18 protein-coding genes are annotated in these 17,343 nt (G+C 72.5%); 9 read left to right on the top strand and 9 right to left on the bottom strand.

Annotation, left to right across the window (positions count from 1 at the left end; all coding sequences use genetic code 11):
• Positions 1 to 26: 26 nt before the first annotated feature.
• Positions 27 to 833 carry an SURF1 family cytochrome oxidase biogenesis protein gene (locus tag AC07AL_RS18745; RefSeq protein ID WP_363580643.1) on the bottom strand — a complete coding sequence of 269 codons (807 nt, stop codon included), beginning with the start codon at positions 831 to 833 and terminating at the stop codon, positions 27 to 29.
• A 31-nt stretch (positions 834 to 864) separates the two neighbouring features.
• Positions 865 to 1,860 carry a DEDDh family exonuclease gene (locus AC07AL_RS18750; RefSeq protein ID WP_363580645.1) on the bottom strand — a complete coding sequence of 332 codons (996 nt, stop codon included), beginning with the start codon at positions 1,858 to 1,860 and terminating at the stop codon, positions 865 to 867.
• A 158-nt stretch (positions 1,861 to 2,018) separates the two neighbouring features.
• Here AC07AL_RS18750 and AC07AL_RS18755 point away from each other — a divergent pair, with 158 nt between their 5' ends.
• From AC07AL_RS18755 to moaA, 4 genes are all read left to right on the top strand, one after another.
• Positions 2,019 to 3,062, top strand: coding sequence for a zinc-dependent alcohol dehydrogenase family protein (locus tag AC07AL_RS18755; RefSeq protein ID WP_363580647.1), 1,044 nt, complete (start codon positions 2,019 to 2,021; stop codon positions 3,060 to 3,062).
• Between the two features lie 261 nt (positions 3,063 to 3,323).
• Positions 3,324 to 3,680: a DUF485 domain-containing protein gene (locus AC07AL_RS18760; RefSeq protein WP_063349620.1), complete on the top strand. Its 357-nt coding sequence runs from the start codon at positions 3,324 to 3,326 to the stop codon at positions 3,678 to 3,680.
• Positions 3,677 to 5,287, top strand: coding sequence for a solute symporter family protein (locus AC07AL_RS18765; RefSeq protein ID WP_350880245.1), 1,611 nt, complete (start codon positions 3,677 to 3,679; stop codon positions 5,285 to 5,287). Before AC07AL_RS18760 ends, AC07AL_RS18765 begins: the two co-directional genes overlap by 4 nt.
• A gap of 92 nt (positions 5,288 to 5,379) precedes the next feature.
• Complete coding sequence (moaA, locus tag AC07AL_RS18770; RefSeq protein ID WP_363580649.1) at positions 5,380 to 6,369, top strand: GTP 3',8-cyclase MoaA; 990 nt, start codon at positions 5,380 to 5,382, stop codon at positions 6,367 to 6,369.
• Between the two features lie 50 nt (positions 6,370 to 6,419).
• Here the strand turns inward: moaA and AC07AL_RS18775 are convergent, their stop codons facing one another.
• From AC07AL_RS18775 to AC07AL_RS18800, 6 genes are all read right to left on the bottom strand, one after another.
• Complete coding sequence (locus AC07AL_RS18775) at positions 6,420 to 6,638, bottom strand: hypothetical protein (protein ID WP_363580651.1); 219 nt, start codon at positions 6,636 to 6,638, stop codon at positions 6,420 to 6,422.
• Between the two features lie 277 nt (positions 6,639 to 6,915).
• Positions 6,916 to 7,308: a DUF3099 domain-containing protein gene (locus AC07AL_RS18780; protein WP_363580653.1), complete on the bottom strand. Its 393-nt coding sequence runs from the start codon at positions 7,306 to 7,308 to the stop codon at positions 6,916 to 6,918.
• A gap of 183 nt (positions 7,309 to 7,491) precedes the next feature.
• Positions 7,492 to 8,040, bottom strand: a complete 549-nt coding sequence (locus AC07AL_RS18785; RefSeq protein WP_063351459.1) for an RNA 2'-phosphotransferase — start codon at positions 8,038 to 8,040, stop codon at positions 7,492 to 7,494.
• A 32-nt stretch (positions 8,041 to 8,072) separates the two neighbouring features.
• Entirely contained in the window at positions 8,073 to 9,470 is a 1,398-nt protein-coding gene (locus AC07AL_RS18790; RefSeq protein ID WP_363580655.1) for a metallopeptidase TldD-related protein, read from the bottom strand.
• A complete protein-coding gene (locus AC07AL_RS18795; protein WP_363580657.1) occupies positions 9,470 to 11,071 on the bottom strand; it encodes a TldD/PmbA family protein in 1,602 nt (533 codons plus the stop codon). Before AC07AL_RS18795 ends, AC07AL_RS18790 begins: the two co-directional genes overlap by 1 nt.
• A gap of 127 nt (positions 11,072 to 11,198) precedes the next feature.
• Positions 11,199 to 12,344 carry an MBL fold metallo-hydrolase gene (locus AC07AL_RS18800; RefSeq protein WP_363580659.1) on the bottom strand — a complete coding sequence of 382 codons (1,146 nt, stop codon included), beginning with the start codon at positions 12,342 to 12,344 and terminating at the stop codon, positions 11,199 to 11,201.
• Between the two features lie 314 nt (positions 12,345 to 12,658).
• Here AC07AL_RS18800 and fabG point away from each other — a divergent pair, with 314 nt between their 5' ends.
• Together fabG and fabI are read left to right on the top strand one after the other, a co-directional pair.
• A complete protein-coding gene (gene fabG, locus AC07AL_RS18805; RefSeq protein ID WP_350887665.1) occupies positions 12,659 to 13,378 on the top strand; it encodes a 3-oxoacyl-[acyl-carrier-protein] reductase in 720 nt (239 codons plus the stop codon).
• A 2-nt stretch (positions 13,379 to 13,380) separates the two neighbouring features.
• Positions 13,381 to 14,148 carry an enoyl-ACP reductase FabI gene (fabI, locus tag AC07AL_RS18810; protein WP_063349628.1) on the top strand — a complete coding sequence of 256 codons (768 nt, stop codon included), beginning with the start codon at positions 13,381 to 13,383 and terminating at the stop codon, positions 14,146 to 14,148.
• Between the two features lie 78 nt (positions 14,149 to 14,226).
• Here fabI and AC07AL_RS18815 read toward each other — a convergent pair whose 3' ends face one another.
• Entirely contained in the window at positions 14,227 to 14,901 is a 675-nt protein-coding gene (locus AC07AL_RS18815) for a FadR/GntR family transcriptional regulator (RefSeq protein ID WP_350887659.1), read from the bottom strand.
• Between the two features lie 135 nt (positions 14,902 to 15,036).
• Between AC07AL_RS18815 and AC07AL_RS18820 the strand changes: the two genes are divergently transcribed.
• The 3 genes from AC07AL_RS18820 (at position 15,037) to AC07AL_RS18830 (ending at position 17,201) form a co-directional block, all read left to right on the top strand.
• Positions 15,037 to 16,323: a CynX/NimT family MFS transporter gene (locus AC07AL_RS18820; RefSeq protein WP_363580661.1), complete on the top strand. Its 1,287-nt coding sequence runs from the start codon at positions 15,037 to 15,039 to the stop codon at positions 16,321 to 16,323.
• Positions 16,324 to 16,390: 67 nt separating this feature from the next.
• Positions 16,391 to 16,513, top strand: a complete 123-nt coding sequence (locus AC07AL_RS18825) for an SGM_5486 family transporter-associated protein (protein WP_279634939.1) — start codon at positions 16,391 to 16,393, stop codon at positions 16,511 to 16,513.
• 160 nt (positions 16,514 to 16,673) lie between these two features.
• Positions 16,674 to 17,201, top strand: a complete 528-nt coding sequence (locus AC07AL_RS18830) for a SixA phosphatase family protein (RefSeq protein ID WP_063349631.1) — start codon at positions 16,674 to 16,676, stop codon at positions 17,199 to 17,201.
• The last annotated feature ends 142 nt before the right edge of the window (positions 17,202 to 17,343 follow it).

Raw genomic sequence — 17,343 nt, forward strand, 5'->3', positions numbered from 1 at the left:
CGGGGCCGTCCTTCCGGGCCGGGGCCTCAGGCCGCCGGTACGGCCTCGACCGGCACCTCGGCCTCGGCGGCCTGCTTGGCCCGGTCCTTGGCCTCGCGGCGGGCCAGCACCCCGACCCCGACCGGGATCATCGCGGTGAACAGCCACCACTGGATCGCGTACGCCATGTGCGGGCCGATGTCGGAGTGGTTGGGTTCGGGGATCAGCTCGGGCTGGTCGGCGGGGGCCGGGTTGGTGGCGGTGAGCTCCAGGTAGCCGCCGAGCACGGTGGTGACGCCGGTCTCCTTGGCCTGCTGCTCGGTGTTGATCAGGTTGAACTGCCGGTCGGGCAGGCCGGCGCGGTCCTTGATACCGCTGCTGCCCGTGGTCTCGTCGGCGCGCATCCGACCGGTGAGGGAGACCTCGCCGGTCGGGGCGGCCGGGACCGTCGGGTAGGCGGTGGCGCCGCCGTCGCCGGCCACCCAGCCGCGGTTGACCAGGATGCTGCCCCTGCCGTCGGAGAGCTTGAGCGGGGTGATGACGAAGTAGCCGATCGTGTCCCCGCTGGAGTCGGTCCGCTTGCGGACGACGAACTCGTGCGCCGTGTCGTACTGCCCGGTGGCCGTCACCGGATGCCAGATGAGGTCCTTGGGCACCGTGAAGCCGGGGGTCGACGACACCGTGTCGAACGGCACCGGGGCGACGGTGAGGGCCTTGCCGATCAGGTCGTTCCGGGCCACCCGCGCCTCGTGGCGGTGCAGCTGCCAGAAGCCCAGCTCGATCGTCGCGGGGATCAGCAGCAGCGCGATCAGCATGGTGATCAGCCACTGGCGGGTCAGCAGAAAACGGTACACATGGGCACGGTACGCCGACCTCACATCCGGCTCACGCACCGGGGTGCGGCGCGACTTCGCGGAGCAGTTGGAGGAAGGCGTCCTCGCCGACCACCGGCGTGCCGACCTCGCGGGCCCGGCGGGCCTTGCCGCTCCAGCTGTTCGGCTCGTTGGTGACCAGCAGGCTGGTGAGCCGGCTCACCGAGGTGGCGATGTGCAGGCCGGCCTCGGCGGCGCGGTCCTCCAGCAGCTCCCGGTCGGTGGCGGTGTCGCCGGTGAAGGCCACCCGCATGCCCTGCACCAGCGGCTTGCCGTCCTCCCAGCGTCCGGGGTTGGGGTACGGGCAGGGCGGGCGCTTCTTGGCCTGGCGGTAGGCGGCGCCGGTCCAGGAGGCGCGGCCGGGCGTGGCGGGCTCGTCCTCGCCGAGGTCGGTGACCGCCACGCAGGCCTGCACCGGCAGCGGGACGCCGCCCTGGCGCGCCAGGTGCAGGCTGGGGCGGAACGCCTCGGCGAGCACCCGGGCGTCGTCCAGGGCGTTGTGCGCGTGCTGCTGGCGGACGCCGAAGTGGGCGGCGAGCGAGGACAGCTTGCCGTTGGGCAGCGGCAGCCGTAGGTCGCGGGAGAGCACCATGGTGCAGATCCGCTGCTCGACCGGGGCGCGCAGGCCGGCCCGGGAGAACTCGCGCGAGATCATGTTCCAGTCGAAGAGCGCGTTGTGGGCGACCAGGACCCGGCCGTTCAGCCGGTCGGCGAACTCGTCGGCGATCTGCGGGAAGGTCGGGGCGCCCGAGAGCAGCTCCGCCGTGAGGCCGTGGATCCAGACCGGCCCCGGGTCCCGCTGGGGGTTGACCAGGGTGTACCAGTGGTCGGTGACCTCGCCGTCCGGGTCCAGCTGGTAGACGCCCGCCGAGATGACGCGGTCCGAGCGGCCGAGGCCGGTGGTCTCGACGTCGACCACCGCGAAGCCCTCGGCGGGGGCGGCGGTGCGCTGGGCGGGGACCGGGACGGTCCGCGGCGCGCCGTACGTCTCGGGCTGGATCGGTTGCATGGTCCAACAGGATAAGCGCCGCCGGGCCCGTGTCCGGTCGAAATGTTCCGGCCGAGCGACCGGAATAGAGTATTCCGCATAGGCGTCGCCTATCCGGTCGACGCCATCCACCGGCTGTCGACACCCCCCGACGGCCGACTCCGTAAGGACGAACTCCCATGCGCGCCACCGTGATCCACGGCCCCAATGACATCCGGATCGAAGAGGTCCCGGACCCGGTGATCCAGCACCCGACGGACGTCGTGGTGCGGGTGGTGAACGCCTGCATCTGCGGCAGCGACCTGTGGGCGTACCGCGGGGTGGCCCAGCGGGTGGCCGGGCAGCGGATCGGGCACGAGTTCCTGGGCGTGGTCGAGGAGGCGGGCGCCGAGGTGCGCGGCTTCGCGCCGGGCGACCTGGTGGTGGCGCCGTTCGTCTGGTCGGACGGCAGCTGCGACTTCTGCCGGGAGGGCCTGCAGACCTCCTGCCCGCACGGCGGGTTCTGGGGCCAGGTCGGCTCCGACGGCGGCCAGGGCGAGGCGGTGCGGGTGCCGTTCGCGGACGGCACGCTGGTGAAGCTGCCGAAGGAGGCCGCGGGCGACGAGAAGCTGCTGCCGGGGCTGCTGGCGCTGTCCGACGTGATGGCCACCGGGCACCATGCCGCCGTGTCGGCCCGGGTGCGCCCGGGCGTGACGGTCGCCGTGGTCGGCGACGGCGCGGTGGGCCTGTGCGGCGTGCTGGCGGCGCACCGGCTGGGCGCGGACCGCATCATCGCGCTGGGCCGGCACACCGCCCGCACCGACCTGGCCCGGCGCTTCGGCGCGACCGACGTGGTGGCCGAGCGCGGCGAGGCCGCGATCGAGGCGGTCAAGGAGCTGACCGGCGGCCAGGGCGCGCACGCTGTCCTGGAGGCCGTCGGGACCGAGGAGTCGATGCGCACGGCCGTCTCGATCGCCCGGGACGGCGGCGCGGTGGGCTACGTCGGCGTTCCGCACGGCGGCAGTGCGGGCGTCGACATCGGTCAGATGTTCGGCCGAAACGTTTCGCTCAATGGCGGCGTCGCCCCGGCCCGTGCCTACATCCCCGACCTGCTGCCGGACGTCCTCTCCGGGGCCATCGAGCCCGGTCTGGTGTTCGACCGCACGGTGGGCCTGGACGGTGTCCCGGACGGCTACCGGGCAATGGACGACCGCTCGGCGCTGAAGGTCCGGATCGCCTTCTGACGATGCGTCAGAAGGGGCGGTACTGCTGGACGGTGCCGCCCCTTCGGCATGTGGCGGCGGTGTTGTGAAGTGGCGTGAGTGGTGGTTTTCGGCCAATTGGATAGTGCGAGAGGGTGAACGACTGGCTGATCGCGGTCAACCCCTTTCGGGGCGGGCGCGACGCTCCTAGCATTGCGCGGCGCGCACACGGATTGTGACGCCCCTCACGTCCGATCGTTCCCCGTGTGCGACCGCTACGCCGAAGGAGTGAGGAGAGACAGAGTGGATTCGCCGCCGATCACCACTACCCCTACGGAAGTCCAACTCATCGATGAGAGCGAGGAGTTCCGTACCCTGAGGCGCTCGTTCCGGAGCTTCGCCTTCCCGGTCACCATCGGCTTCGTGCTCTGGTACCTGCTCTACGTGCTGCTCTCCTGCTACGCGCCCGGCCTGATGGGTGCCAAGGTCGTCGGGCACATCAACGTGGCCCTGGTGCTGGGGCTGCTGCAGTTCGTCACCACCTTCGCCATCGCCGCCTGGTACGCCCGCTACGCCGACCGGCGGATCGACCCGACCGCCGCCGCGATCCGCGAGGCCCACGGCGCCGTCGTCCACGCTCCCCGGGAGTCCGCCGAATGAGCCTGCTCGCCAGCTCCGCCACGGAGCACCGCGGCATCACGATGACCCTCTTCGGGCTGTTCGTGCTGGCCACCCTCGCGATCACCGTCTGGGCCGGGCGGCAGACCAAGGACGCGGCCGACTTCTACGCCGGTGGCCGCGGCTTCACCGGATTCCAGAACGGCCTGGCCATCTCCGGCGACTACATGTCCGCCGCGTCCTTCCTCGGCATCGCCGGCGCCATCGCGCTCTCCGGCTACGACGGCTTCCTCTACTCGATCGGCTTCCTGGTCGCCTGGCTGGTCGCGCTGCTGCTGATCGCCGAACCGCTGCGCAACTCCGGCCGCTTCACCATGGCGGACGTCCTCGCGTTCCGGATGCGCCAGCGCCCGGTGCGCACCGCGGCGGGCGTCTCCACCATCGTGGTGTCGATCTTCTACCTGCTCGCCCAGATGGTCGGCGCCGGGACGCTGGTCGCCCTGCTACTGGGGGTCAACGGGGACGCCGCCAAGCGCTGGACCATCGTCGCGGTCGGCGCGCTGATGGTCGTCTACGTGGTGATAGGGGGCATGAAGGGCACCACCTGGGTGCAGATCGTCAAGGCCGTGCTGCTGATCGCCGGCACCGCGCTGATGACCGTCCTGGTGCTCGCCAAGTACCACTTCAACCCCTCGGAACTGCTCGGCGCCGCCGCCAGTGCGAGCGGCAAGGGCGCGGCCTTCCTCGAACCGGGGCTGAAGTACGGGGCCAGCGACACCAGCAAACTCGACTTCATCAGCCTCGGGATCGCGCTGGTGCTCGGCACCGCCGGCCTGCCGCACATCCTGGTCCGCTTCTACACCGTGCCCACCGCCAAGGCGGCCCGGAAGTCGGTGCTCTGGGCGATCGGCATCATCGGCGTCTTCTACCTGATGACCCTGGCGCTCGGCTTCGGCGCGGCGGCGCTGGTCGGCCCCAAGGCGATCAAGGCGGCCAACGCCTCCGGCAACACGGCGGCCCCGCAGCTGGCCGAGGTGCTCGGCGGAGGCTCCGGCACCACCGGCGGCGCGATCCTGCTCGCGGTGATCTCCGCCGTCGCCTTCGCCACCATCCTGGCCGTGGTCGCCGGACTCACCCTGGCGTCCTCCGCCTCCTTCGCACACGACCTGTACGCCAACGTGATCCGGCGCGGCAAGGCCACCGAGAAGCAGGAGGTGCTCTCGGCGAAGTGGGCCGCCGTCGCGATCGGCGCGGTGGCCATCGTGCTCAGCCTCTTCGCGGGCAAGCTCAACACCGCCGCCCTGGTCGCCCTGGCCTTCGCGGTGGCCGCCTCGGCGAACCTGCCCACCCTGCTCTACTCGCTGTTCTGGAAGCGCTTCACCACCTCCGGCGCGGTCAGCTCGGTCTACGCCGGCCTGATCAGCTCGGTCGTGCTGGTGGTCTTCTCCCCGGTGGTCTCCGGCGCGAAGACCTCGCTGTTCCCGGACACCGACTTCCATTGGTTCCCGCTGGAGAACCCGGGCCTGGTCTCCATCCCGATCGGCTTCCTGGCCGGGTGGATCGCCACCCTGCTCTCCAAGGACCGACCCGACCCGGCGAAGTACGCTGAACTGGAGGTCCGGGCGCTGACCGGGCTGGGCGCCCACTGACCGGGCGCCCACTCACCGACCGGCGATGACTATGCTGGCCCGGCCCGCCTTGACGGTGGCCGGGCCGGCCGCATTCTCGGGAAGGGACGCACGTGCTGCTCGACACCTTCGGACGCCAGGCCGTCGACCTGCGGGTATCTCTGACCGACCGGTGCAACCTCCGTTGCACCTACTGCATGCCGGAAGAGGGCCTGCGCTGGCTGGCCAAGCCCGAGCTGCTGACCGACGAGGAGATCGTTCGGCTGGTCACCCTCGCGGTGCGCGACCTGGGCGTCCGGGAGGTCCGCTTCACCGGCGGCGAGCCGCTGCTGCGCCCCGGCCTGGTCGCCATCGTCGCCGCCTGCTCGGAGCTGGAGCCGCGCCCCGAGCTGTCCCTCACCACCAACGGCATCGGGCTGGCCCGTACCGCGACGGCGCTGCGCGAGGCCGGGCTCGACCGGGTCAACGTCTCGCTGGACACCCTCGACCCCGAGGTGTTCCACACCCTCACCCGCCGCCACCGCCACCAGGACGTGCTGGCCGGGCTGGCCGCCGCCGAGGCCGCCGGACTGACGCCGGTCAAGCTGAACGCGGTGCTGATGCGCGGGGTCAACGGCCACGAGGCTCCCGACCTGCTGGCCTGGTGCCTGGAGCACGGCTACGAGCTGCGCTTCATCGAGCAGATGCCGCTGGACGCCCAGCACGGCTGGGACCGCTCCGCGATGGTCACCGCCGAGGAGATCCTCGACCTGCTCGGTGCGCGGTTCACGCTCACCCCGGAGCCGTCCGCCCGCCGGGGCGCGGCGCCCGCCGAACGCTGGCTGGTGGACGGCGGCCCGGCCCGGGTCGGCGTGATCGCCTCCGTCACCCGCCCGTTCTGCCGGGCCTGCGACCGGACCCGGCTGACCGCCGACGGGCAGGTGCGCAACTGCCTGTTCGCGACCGGGGAGACCGACCTGCGCACCGCCCTGCGCTCGGGCGCGGACGACGCCGAGCTGGGCGCGCTGTGGCGGGCGGCGATGTGGGGCAAGAAGGCCGGGGCCGGGATCGACGACCCGGAGTTCCACCAGCCCGAGCGGCCGATGTCGGCGATCGGCGGCTAGCGGGTCCCGCGAGGTCAGGGCGACTCGGCCGACTCGGACGACCCGGACGGCTAGGACGTCTCCGGGGTCCAGTCGGCGAAGGCGACGACCTCCTTGAGGAAGCCGCGCACGCCGAGGAACTGGGACAGGTGCTCGCGGTGCTCGTCGCAGGCGAGCCAGGTCTTGCGGCGGTCCGGGGTGTGCAGCTTGGGGTTGTTCCACACCAGCACCCAACGGGCGTCCGCCCGGCAGCCCTTGGCGGAGCAGATCGGCGTCTGCGGGGTGTCCATCGGGCCGTCCTCAGCGCTAGGCGGGTGGTCTGCACCGCCAGTGTTTCACGCGCTCCGCGCGGCCCGGAGGGAGCCCGCCCGGATCCGGGCATGGCGACGCCGGGCAGCCACGGGGGGAGCCGCCCGGCGTCGGTCCGTCGCTCCGACGGGGGATGCGGAGCGCGTACGCAGTATGTCACGCCAGGGGCCTCGGATGGGGAGGTCTTGCATGATTAATCTGAGCTTCTTCTGAGCTTTCTTCGAGCCGGATTTTCTCGAAACGTCTCGAAACGGACGGTCAGTTCGGGCCCTGTGAAGGATCGGTGGCAGCGGGCTTTGCCCCTCCTGTACCGGGGGGCCCGTCCGCCCCACCCCTCCCACCCGTCCCACCGGGACCGAGCATCAGCGGGGTGTCCAGCGGGATGTCGAAGGTGCTCGGCAGCCCCGGCGCCCGCTCCCGGCCCGCGTTGGCGATCAGGACGGCGAAGTACGGCAGCAGTACGGCGCCGGCCAGCGCCGCGAACGCCAGCCACCGCTGGACGTCCCACAGCACCACGGCGAGCAGCACGCAGACCGTCCGGAGCAGCATCGAGACCACGTAGCGGCGCTGCCGCCCGCGGACGTCCTCGGTGAGGCTGCTCCGCGCTCCCGTGATCCGGTGGACCTGCCCACCGTCGGCGCTCTTGCCCATGTCCTACCGCCCTCGTCCACGCTCCCGCGCGACTCGCCGCGCGGCCTCCTCACGGTACGCCTGGGCAGCGGGGACGACGAGACCGGGTGGGGCGGACCCACCCGGTCGGGTGTGCGAGGGGACTGTCCGGCCGATCGGGACGGCCGATCGGAACGGGTAGTCGGAACGGCGGGGCGAGGGGCCTCACGACCGCCGGGAGAGGAACTGCGGCGGGACGGCGTCGGTGAGCCAGACGCCGTTGTCGCTGATCCGGAACTCGTGGCCGGCCGCCGCCATCGCGGCCGCGTTCACGGTGAGCACCACCGGGCGGCCGTGCCGGGCGCCGACCCGCACCGCGGTCTCGGTGTCCGCGGACAGGTGGACGTCCTGCCTGGCCATCGGGCGCAGGCCCTCCCGGAAGATCGACGCCAGGTGGCGGTCGGCGGTGCCGTGGTAGAGCACCGGTGGCGGCACGGTGGCGGCCAGGCCGAGGTCGACCGCCACCGTGTGGCCCTGGTTGGCGCGGATCGAGAGACCGTCCGCGGAGTAGCCGAAGCGGCGCTTGTTGTTGGTCGCCACCACGTGGTCCAGATCGGCCCTGGTCAGCCGGTTGCCCTTGGCCGCGAGGGCGGTGAGGAGCACGTCGATCCGGATCCAGCCGGACTCGTCCAGCGTGACGCCCACCCGCTCCGGCTCGTGCCGCAGGATGCGCGACAGCATCTTGCTCGTCTTGACCAGCCGCTTCTCGTCCATCATGTCTCTCGTATCCCCCCGTTGGTCAGTGGCTATGAGGCCTGGCTGACCGAACTCATGTTGAAGTCCGCGACACGCACGGGTGGCATCGCGGTGCGGGTGAAGTAGTCGCTCCACTCGCGGGGCAGGCAGCGCTCGGTGCGGCCCGCCTCGGTGATCCGGTCCAGCAGGTCCACCGGGGACTCGTTGAACCGGAAGTTGTTGACCGCGCCGACGACTTCGCCGTTCTCGACCAGGTAGACGCCGTCCCGGGTCAGGCCGGTGAGCAGCATCGTCGCCGGGTCCACCTCGCGGATGTACCAGAGGCAGGTGAGCAGCAGGCCGCGCTCGGTGCGGGCGATCATCTCGTCCAAGGTCGGCGCGCTGTCCTGGTCGGCCGTCTCCAGCACCAGGTTGTCGCCGAACGGGCGCAGCGGCAGGCCGGTGAGCCCGGCGGAGTGGCGGCTGGTGACCAGGTCGGTCAGCACGCCCTCGCGGATCCACTCGGTGGCGTCGATCGGCAGGCCGTTGTCGAAGACCGAGATGTCCCCGCCGGTCGAGTGCGCGAGGACGAACGGCGCCGACTCCAGGCCGGGTTCGGCCGGGTCCGTGCGCAGCGTGAGCGGCAGCCCGGCGAGCTTGTCGCCGATCCGGGTGCCGCCGCCGGGCTTGGAGAAGACGGTGCGGCCCTCGTGGGCGTCGCGGCCGACGGCGGACCAGGCGAGGCAGAGCATCAGGTCGGCGACGGCCGAGGGCGGCAGCAGCGTCTCGTACCGGCCGGCGGGCAGGTCCACCTTGCGGGCGCCCCAGCCGAGGCGCTTGGTCAGCTCGGTGTGCAGGGCGGTGACGTCCACGTCGGAGAAGTCCCGGGTGGCGGCGCCGGCCCAGGCGGAGCCGGACAGGTCGGCGGTCTTGGCGTTGATCTCGACCATGCCGGTCGGCTGGTCGTGGCGCAGCCGCAGGCCGGTGGAGGTGCCCAGGTAGCTGCTGACCACCTCGTGCCGGGCGAAGCCGTACAGCAGTTCGCCCTGCGCGGCGGCCCGGGCGAAGGCCTCGCCGAGGGCCGGGCCGAAGGCGTCGAACACCGCGATCGAGGTCTCGGCGGGCGGCCGGGTGAAGTCCGGGGAGGACGGCCGGTCGGCCACCAGCGGCTGGGCGTCCTCGGCCGGGCCGGCCGCGCGGGCGGCCTCCTCGGCGGCGCGGACCAGGCCCTCCACCTCGTCCGGGGTGACGGCCTCGCGGGAGACCACGCCGGAGGCGGTGCCGTCGGCCCCGGCCACGGTGGCGATCACGGTGAGGCGGCGGCCGCGGGTGACGCCGTTGGTGGTCAGCGAGTTGCCGGCCCAGCGCAGGTTGGCGGTGGACTCCTCGTCGGCGATCACCACGCAGCCGTCGGCGCGGGCGAGGCCGAGTGCCAGCTCGACCAGTTCGTGGGGCTGCATCGCGGTCATCAGTGACCCGCCTCCTGCTGGGTGTTGAGCACGTTGACGTTGCGGAACAGCGCCGACGGGCAGCCGTGGCTGACCGCCGCGATCTGGCCGGGCTGCGCCTTGCCGCAGTTGAAGGCGCCGCCGAGGACGTAGGTCTGCGGGCCGCCGACCGCCGTCATCGAGCCCCAGAAGTCGGTGGTGGTCGCCTGGTAGGCGAAGTCCTTGACCTGGCCGGCGAGTTCGCCGTTCCTGATGGCGTAGGCGCGCTGGCCGGTGAACTGGAAGTTGTAGCGCTGCATGTCGATCGACCAGGAGCGGTCGCCGACGATGTACAGGCCGTTCTCCACCCCGGCGAACAGGCCCTCGGTGTCCGGGCCGTCGGCGGCGGGCTGGAGCGAGACGTTGGCCATCCGCTGCACCGGCACGTGCGCCGGGGAGTCCGCGAAGGCACAGCCGTTGGAACGCTCGAAGCCCTTCAGCTCGGCCATGCCGCGGTCGAGTTGGTACCCGACCAGGGTGCCGTCCTTGACCAGGTCCCAGGACTGGGTGGCGACGCCCTCGTCGTCGTAGCCGATCGTGGACAGGCCGTGCTCGGCGGTGCGGTCGCCGGTGACGTGCATCAGCTCGGAGCCGTACCTGAGCGAGCCGAGCTGGTCGAAGGTGGCGAAGGAGGTGCCGGCGTAGGCGGCCTCGTAGCCGAGGGCGCGGTCCAGCTCGGTGGCGTGGCCGATCGACTCGTGGATGGTCAGCCAGAGGTTGGACGGGTCGATGACCAGGTCGTAGCGGCCGGCCCGGACGCTCGGCGCCTTCATCTTCTCGGCCAGCAGGGTGGGCAGTTCGGCGAGTTCGGCGTCCCAGTCCCAGCCCGTTGCGGGCAGGCCCCGGCCGTCGGGGGACGGCCCCCGGACCCCCGTGAGGTACTCGAAGCCGCGCCCGACCGGCGGGGCCAGCGTGCGCATCGAGTCGAAGGCCCCGGTGCGCTCGTCCACCGAGGTGGCCTCCAGCGTGGGGTGCAGCCGGATCCGCTGCTGGGTGGTGACGGTGCCCGCGGTGTCCGCGTAGAACTTGTTCTCCTGGACGGTCAGCAGGCTCGCCTGGACGTGCGAGACGCCCTCGGCGGCCAGCAGCCGCGAACTCCACTCGGCGAGCAGCGCGGTCTTCTCCGCGTCCGGCACCTCGAAGGGGTTCACCTCGTACGAGGAGACCCAGGTGACGTCCCGGTACACCGGCTCGTCGGCCAGCTCGACCCGCTCGGCGGAGCCGGCGGCCCGGCTGATCCCGCCGGACAGGCGGGCCACCGCGACGGCCTGCTCGGCGACCCGCGCCGCCGCGTCGGTGGTGAGGTCCACCCCGGCGGCGAAGCCCCAGGCGCCGTCCAGCAGCACCCGGACGGCGAAGCCGAGTTGCACGCTGTCGGAGGTGCCGGCCGGGCGGGCGTCGCGCAGCCGCCAGGAGGCGCTGCGGACCCGCTCCAGACGGAAGTCGGCGTGGGCGGCGCCGAGTTCGCGCGCCCGGGTGAGGGCGGCGTCGGCGAGGGTGCGCAGCGGGAAGGCGAGGAACAGCGGGTCGACGGCGCGCCCGTGCGGGGCGCCGACGCTGTCGGCCGGAGGGATCGGAGGCAATCGTGCTCCCTGGTCGCGGAGGGTGGCGGTGCGGCGCCGCACAGGGGCGCCCGCACCGCATCATGGCCGGTCCAGGGGGTTTCGGCCAGCGCATTTCGGCCGGTGCGCCGCCGTGGTGGCCGGTCGGTCAGCCGACGATCTCCCACCAGCCGTCCAGCTCCGGCGGGTTGTCCACGTCGACCCGCTCGCCGGGGCGCGGCACGGCCAGCGGGACGGCCTGCGCCTTGGCCTCGACCAGCAGTCGCTCGATCGGCTCGGCCCACGGGTGCAGGCCCAGGTTGAAGGTGCACCAGTGCACCGGCACCAGCAGGCCCGCCTGGAGGTCGCGGTGGGCGCGCACGGCGTCCTCGGGGGTCATGTGGATGTCGGCCCAGGCGGCGTCGTAGGCGCCGATCTGCACCAGCGCGGCGTCGAAGGGGCCGTGGCGGTCGCCGATCCGGGCGTAGCCCTCGAAGTAGCCGGAGTCACCGGTGTAGAAGACCTTGCGGTCGGGGCCGGCGATCACCCAGGAGCCCCACAGGGTGGTGTTGCGGGTCAGGCCGCGGCCGGAGAAGTGGTGCGCCGAGGTGAGGGTGAGCACCAGGTCGCCGAGGGTGCAGGTCTCGTCCCAGTCCAGTTCGATGATGCGGTGCTCCGGGACGCCCCAGCGGCGCAGGTGGCCGCCGATGCCCAGCGGCACCGCGAACGGCGCGGACTGGCTGCGCACCAGGCGCTTGACCGTCGCCATGTCCAGGTGGTCGTAGTGGTCGTGCGAGATCAGCACGGCGTCGACCTGCGGCAGCTCCTCCAGTTCCACCGGCACCGGGTGCAGCCGCTTGGGGCCGACGTGCGCGGCGGGGGAGCAGCGCTCGCTCCAGATCGGGTCGAGCAGCACCCGGGAGCCCTCGATCTCCACCAGCGCGGAGGCGTGCCCGTACCAGGTGATCGCCACGCCCTCGGCGGCCGGGCCGGGGCCGCCGGCGGGGCGGACGGTCGGCACGGGGTGGGCGGGGACGCGGCCCTCGCGGTCGAACAGCATCCGGCGGATGGTGCCGCGGTCGATGTCCGGGGCGGTGGTGGCCCGGGCCAGGGTGGAGGGGGCGTTGTGGAAGACGCCGTCGCGGTACTGCGGCGAGTCGCGCACCCGCTCCTCGTGCTCGCCGTCCGGCCGTCGGCCGAACGCCGCCGGCAGGTCGCGCAGCGACCAGGCGGCCGCTCCCAGGCCGGCCGCGAGGGCGGTCAGGGCCAGCAGCCGTCCGTTTCGGTGGGTGCTCCTGGGCCGTGCCTTGGTCATGCGCCCTGCCTTCGTTCCTCGCGGGACCCTTCGGGGATCGGTACGGCCGGTCCCGGGTCGGCCCGCACCACGGGGGCAACGGGTGCGCGGGGCCGTGTTGTTCCCGTACGGCGGCGTCGGCTCGGCTCCGGCGGTGGTTCGGCCAGGGCGGCTGAGCAGGTGCGGGGCGCTGCGGGTACGGATTGTCGGATTGCGACAGTTCCTCCGGTGCGGCGCTGTGGGAGCCCGATGCGCCGACACCGCCGACCGCCCGATAGCGTCACACTGCATACGCGTTCCGACGTACGTCCGCACACACGGAGAGAGGTGGATCGTTGAGCCGCTCGGTTCTCGTCACCGGAGGAAACCGGGGCATCGGCCTCGCGATCGCCCAGGCCTTCGCCGAGGCGGGTGACAAGGTCGCCATCACCAGCCGCTCGGGCGAGGTGCCCGAGGCCCTGGAGAAGTACGACGTCCTCGCGGTGCGCTGCGACATCACGGACGCCGCGCAGGTCGACGCCGCCTTCACCGAGATCGAGGAGAAGCACGGCGCGGTCCAGGTGCTGGTCGCCAACGCGGGCATCACCAACGACACCCTGCTGCTGCGCATGTCCGAGGAGGACTTCACCTCCGTCCTGGACACCAACCTGACCGGCGCCTTCCGGGTGGTCAAGCGCGCCTCGAAGCTGATGATGCGGGCCCGCAAGGGCCGCGTCGTGCTGATCTCGTCCGTGGTGGGCCTGTCCGGTTCGCCGGGCCAGTCGAACTACGCCGCGTCCAAGGCGGGCCTGGTCGGCTTCGCCCGGTCGCTGGCGCGTGAGCTGGGCCCGCGCAACATCACCGTCAACGTGGTCGCCCCCGGCTTCGTCGACACCGACATGACCGCTGTGCTCAGCGACGAGCGCCGCGCGGAGATCGTCTCGGGCGTGCCGCTGGGCCGCTACGCGTCGCCCGCCGAGGTCGCGTCCACCGTGCGGTTCCTCGGTTCGGACGAGGCCGCGTACATCACCGGAGCCGTCATTCCCGTCGACGGCGGATTGGGCATGGGTCACTGAGCATGACTGGAATCCTTGAGGGCAAGCGCATCCTGATCACGGGTGTGCTGATGGAGTCCTCCATCGCCTTCCACGCCGCCAAGCTGGCCCAGGAGCAGGGTGCGGAGATCATCCTCACCGCGTTCCCGCGCCCGAGCCTGACCGAGCGGATCGCCAAGAAGCTGCCGAAGCCGGTCACCGTGCTGCCGCTGGACGTCTCCAGCGAGGAGGAGCTGGCGGGCATCGCCGACACGGTCCGCGAGCACCTGCCGACCCTGGACGGCATCGTCCACTCGATCGGCTTCGCCCCGCAGGACGCCCTGGGCGGCAACTTCCTGGACACCCCGTGGGAGTCCGTGGCCACCGCGATGAACGTCTCGGCCTTCTCGCTGAAGTCGCTGACCATGGCGCTGCTGCCGCTGATGCAGGACGGCGGCTCGGTCGTCGGCCTCACCTTCGACGCGCAGTTCGCCTGGCCGCAGTACGACTGGATGGGCCCGGCCAAGGCCGCCCTGGAGTCGACCAACCGCTACCTGGCGCGCTACCTGGGCGAGCGGGACATCCGCTGCAACCTGATCTCGGCCGGCCCGCTCGGCTCGATGGCCGCCAAGTCCATCCCGGGCTTCGGCGACCTCGCGGACACCTGGAACCACCGTTCCCCGCTGAAGTGGGACCTGACCGACCCGGAGCCGGCCGGCCGCGGCATCGTCGCGCTGCTCTCGGACTGGTTCCCGAAGACCACCGGCGAGATCATCCACGTCGACGGCGGGCTGCACGCCATCGGCGCCTGACCGCTTCGCCGCACACCGCTGCCCGGCACCCTCGTGGGGGGTGCCGGGCAGCGGCGTTCCAGGGCGTTCGGGGGCGCCTCAGGCGTCGGCGGGGGTGCACGCGCCGATGGCGCGGCCGGCCTCGACGGAGGCGCGCTGGGCGTCGCCGGCCCGGATGGCGTCGAGGATGGTGGCGTGGCCGATGTAGCGCTCGGCGATCAGCTCGGGGCCGACGTCGTGCCGCAGGTGGGCGCGGGTGACCTCGCCGAGGTCGGCGTAGACGGCGGCCAGCACGTCGTTGTGGGCGGCGGCGACGACGGCCTGGTGGAACGCGGCGTCGGCCTGGATGAAGTCCTCGGCGTCGCCGGAGTGCCAGGCGCTCTCGCGGCGGCCCAGCGCGGCGTCCAGCAGGCCGAGGTCGCGGTCGGTGCGGCGGGCCGCGGCGAGGCCGGCCGCAGAGGTCTCCAGGGCGGCCCGCAGCTCGGCGACCTGCGCCTGGTCGGCGTCGGCGAAGCGGCGGTGCATGACCCCGGCCAGCTCGCTGGTGGCGAGCACGTAGGTGCCGGAGCCCTGGCGGATGTCGAGCAGCCCGTTGTGGGCGAGGGCGCGGACGGCCTCGCGGACGGTGTTGCGGGCGACGCCGAGCTGTTCGACGAGTGCGGCCTCGGTGGGGATGCGTGAGCCGACGGGCCACTCTCCGGAGGTGATCTGGGCGCGCAGCTGCGCGATCACCTGGTCGGACAGCGGGGTGCGCCTCGGCGAGGACAGCGCCACGGGTACTCCTTGCGGCTACGGTTCGATGGACGGGGCCGGCGGGTGGGAGGGCCGGCGTCCGGTGGGGGAGCGGGTCGGCACATCATGCCAATTCGAAGGTGCGCCAATTCATCCCATCATTCTATGATGGTGCCCATGCCTCCCGCAGCAGACACCACCGCCTCCCCACGAACCGAGGCCCGGCCGCAGACCGAGCGGCCCTCCACGCCCTCCTCCGGCAAGTACCTGGGCTGGCTGTTCGCCATCGCGATCGCCGCCGCCGCCTTCAACCTGCGCCCCGTGGTCACCAGCCTCGGGCCGCTGCTCGACCAGGTCCGCGCCGACCTCGGGATGAACCCGACGCTCGCCGGGCTGCTCACCGCCGTCCCGTCGCTCTGCTTCGGCCTGTTCGGCTTCGCCGCGCCCTCGATGGCCCGGCGGATCGGCCCGATCGCCGTGATCACCGCCGGCATGGGCGCGATCACCCTGGGCGTGCTCTCCCGCTCCTTCGCCGGCGGCACCGCGGTGTTCCTGCTGCTGACGGCGCTCGCGCTGGCCGGTGTGGCGGTCTCCAACGTGCTGATCCCGGTGGTGATCAAGCGCTACTTCCCGGACAAGGTCGGTCCGATGATCGGCCTGTACTCGATGGCGCTGTCGGCCGGCACCGCGCTGGCCGCCGCCGTCACCGTGCCGATGACCAGCGCGCTCGGCGGCGACTGGCGCTACGGCCTGGGCGTCTGGGCCGGTCTCGCCGCGCTGGCCCTGCTGCTCTGGCTCCCGGTGCTGCTGACCAAGCGCGAGCGCGGCGAGCGCGCGGGCGGGGCGGCCGCCGCCAGGCTGCCGATCACCCGCAGCCGGACGGCCTGGGCGATGGCCTGCTTCTTCGGCCTCCAGGCCACCGGCGCCTACGTGGTGATGGGCTGGCTGCCGAAGATCTTCCAGGACGCCGGCGTCGACAAGGGCACCTCCGGGGTGCTGCTCGCGGTGACCATGGTGATCGGCGTGCCGGTCTCCTTCGTGCTGCCCAACCTGGCCGCCCGCCGCGGCGACCAGCGGCTGTTCGTCGTCGTGCTGGCCGCCTGCGGCATCGCCGGGTACGCCGGGCTGGCGCTGGCCCCGGCCGGCGCGTCGTGGCTCTGGGCGGTCCTGGTGGGCCTGTCCAACTGCGCCTTCCCGCTGGTGCTGACGATGATCGGGCTGCGCGCCCGCACCGCCGGCGGGGTCGCCCAGCTCTCCGCCTTCGCCCAGGGTGTCGGCTACCTGATCTCCATCCCCGGCCCGATCCTGATCGGCCGGATCTACCAGATGACCGGCGAGTGGTACGGCCCGCTGGGCTTCCTGGCGCTGCTGCTGGTGCCGCAGATGCTGTTCGGCCTGCGGGCCGCGATGGCCCGGCACATCGAGGACGAGGCGGTCCACCCCGTGGCGCAGGTCAAGGCCTGACCAAGGGACGGCCAACCCCGAGGGGTCGGTGACCGACGGGCGTGTTCGGGGTGGAAGAATCCCGGACATGCCCGTTCTCGATCCCAACCCGACCGACGGCCGCAAGCAGCTCGGCCAGATCGCCCTGGCGATCGCCGGCATCGTGGTGCTGGTGGCGATCATCGCCTCCGTCGCCGCCGCCATAGGCTGATCCGGTCCATCCCCCCCCCGCGTAGCACCGCCGTTCACCGGCCACCCCCGTTTATCGGAAGGCCGGACGAACGGCGGATGATGACACCCGCCACCCCTGCGAGTGGCGGCATCCGGGAGCACCGCGCCCCGGAGCGGCTTTTCTGCCAAGCTTGCTGGGTATGAGCGCCGACACGTCCCGCAGGATCATCGTTCTCCGCCATGCCAAGGCCGACTGGCCCAACGGCGTGGACGACCACGAGCGGCCGCTGGCCGACCGGGGCCGTCACCAGGCCCCGGACGCCGGCCGCTGGCTGGTCGACTCCGGCATCAACCCCGAGTACGTGCTCTGCTCCACCGCGCTGCGCACCCGCGAGACGTGGAAGCTGGCGGCGCACGAGCTGCCGAAGCGGGCCCGCAAGACCGTGTACGAGGACCGCATCTACGAGGCCAGCCCCGGCGAGATCATCGCCGTCCTCCAGGAGACCCCGGAGGAGTACGCGGACGTGGTGCTGGTCGGGCACAACCCCGGCGTGCTGGGCCTGACCCAGGTGCTGGCCGGGGACGCGGGCGACCGGGACGCGCTGGAGCGGCTGCGGCTCGGCGGCTTCCCGACGGCGGCGATCGCGGTGCTCAGCTTCAGCGGCTCGTGGAAGGGCGTCGAGCCGGGCGCGGCCGCGCTGGTCTCGTACTACACGCCGCAGGACTGACCCGGTACGGAGCTCCGAGTTCCGTACGGGCTCCGGGGTTCCGGGCTTCGATGACGACGAGGGGGGGGGGGGGGGGGGGGGGGGGGTGCCCCCTTTTGTTTTCTTCTTTTTCTCTCTCCTCTCGCTCTCCCCCCCCTCCGCC

This window comes from Kitasatospora sp. NPDC043949 (assembly GCF_056435365.1).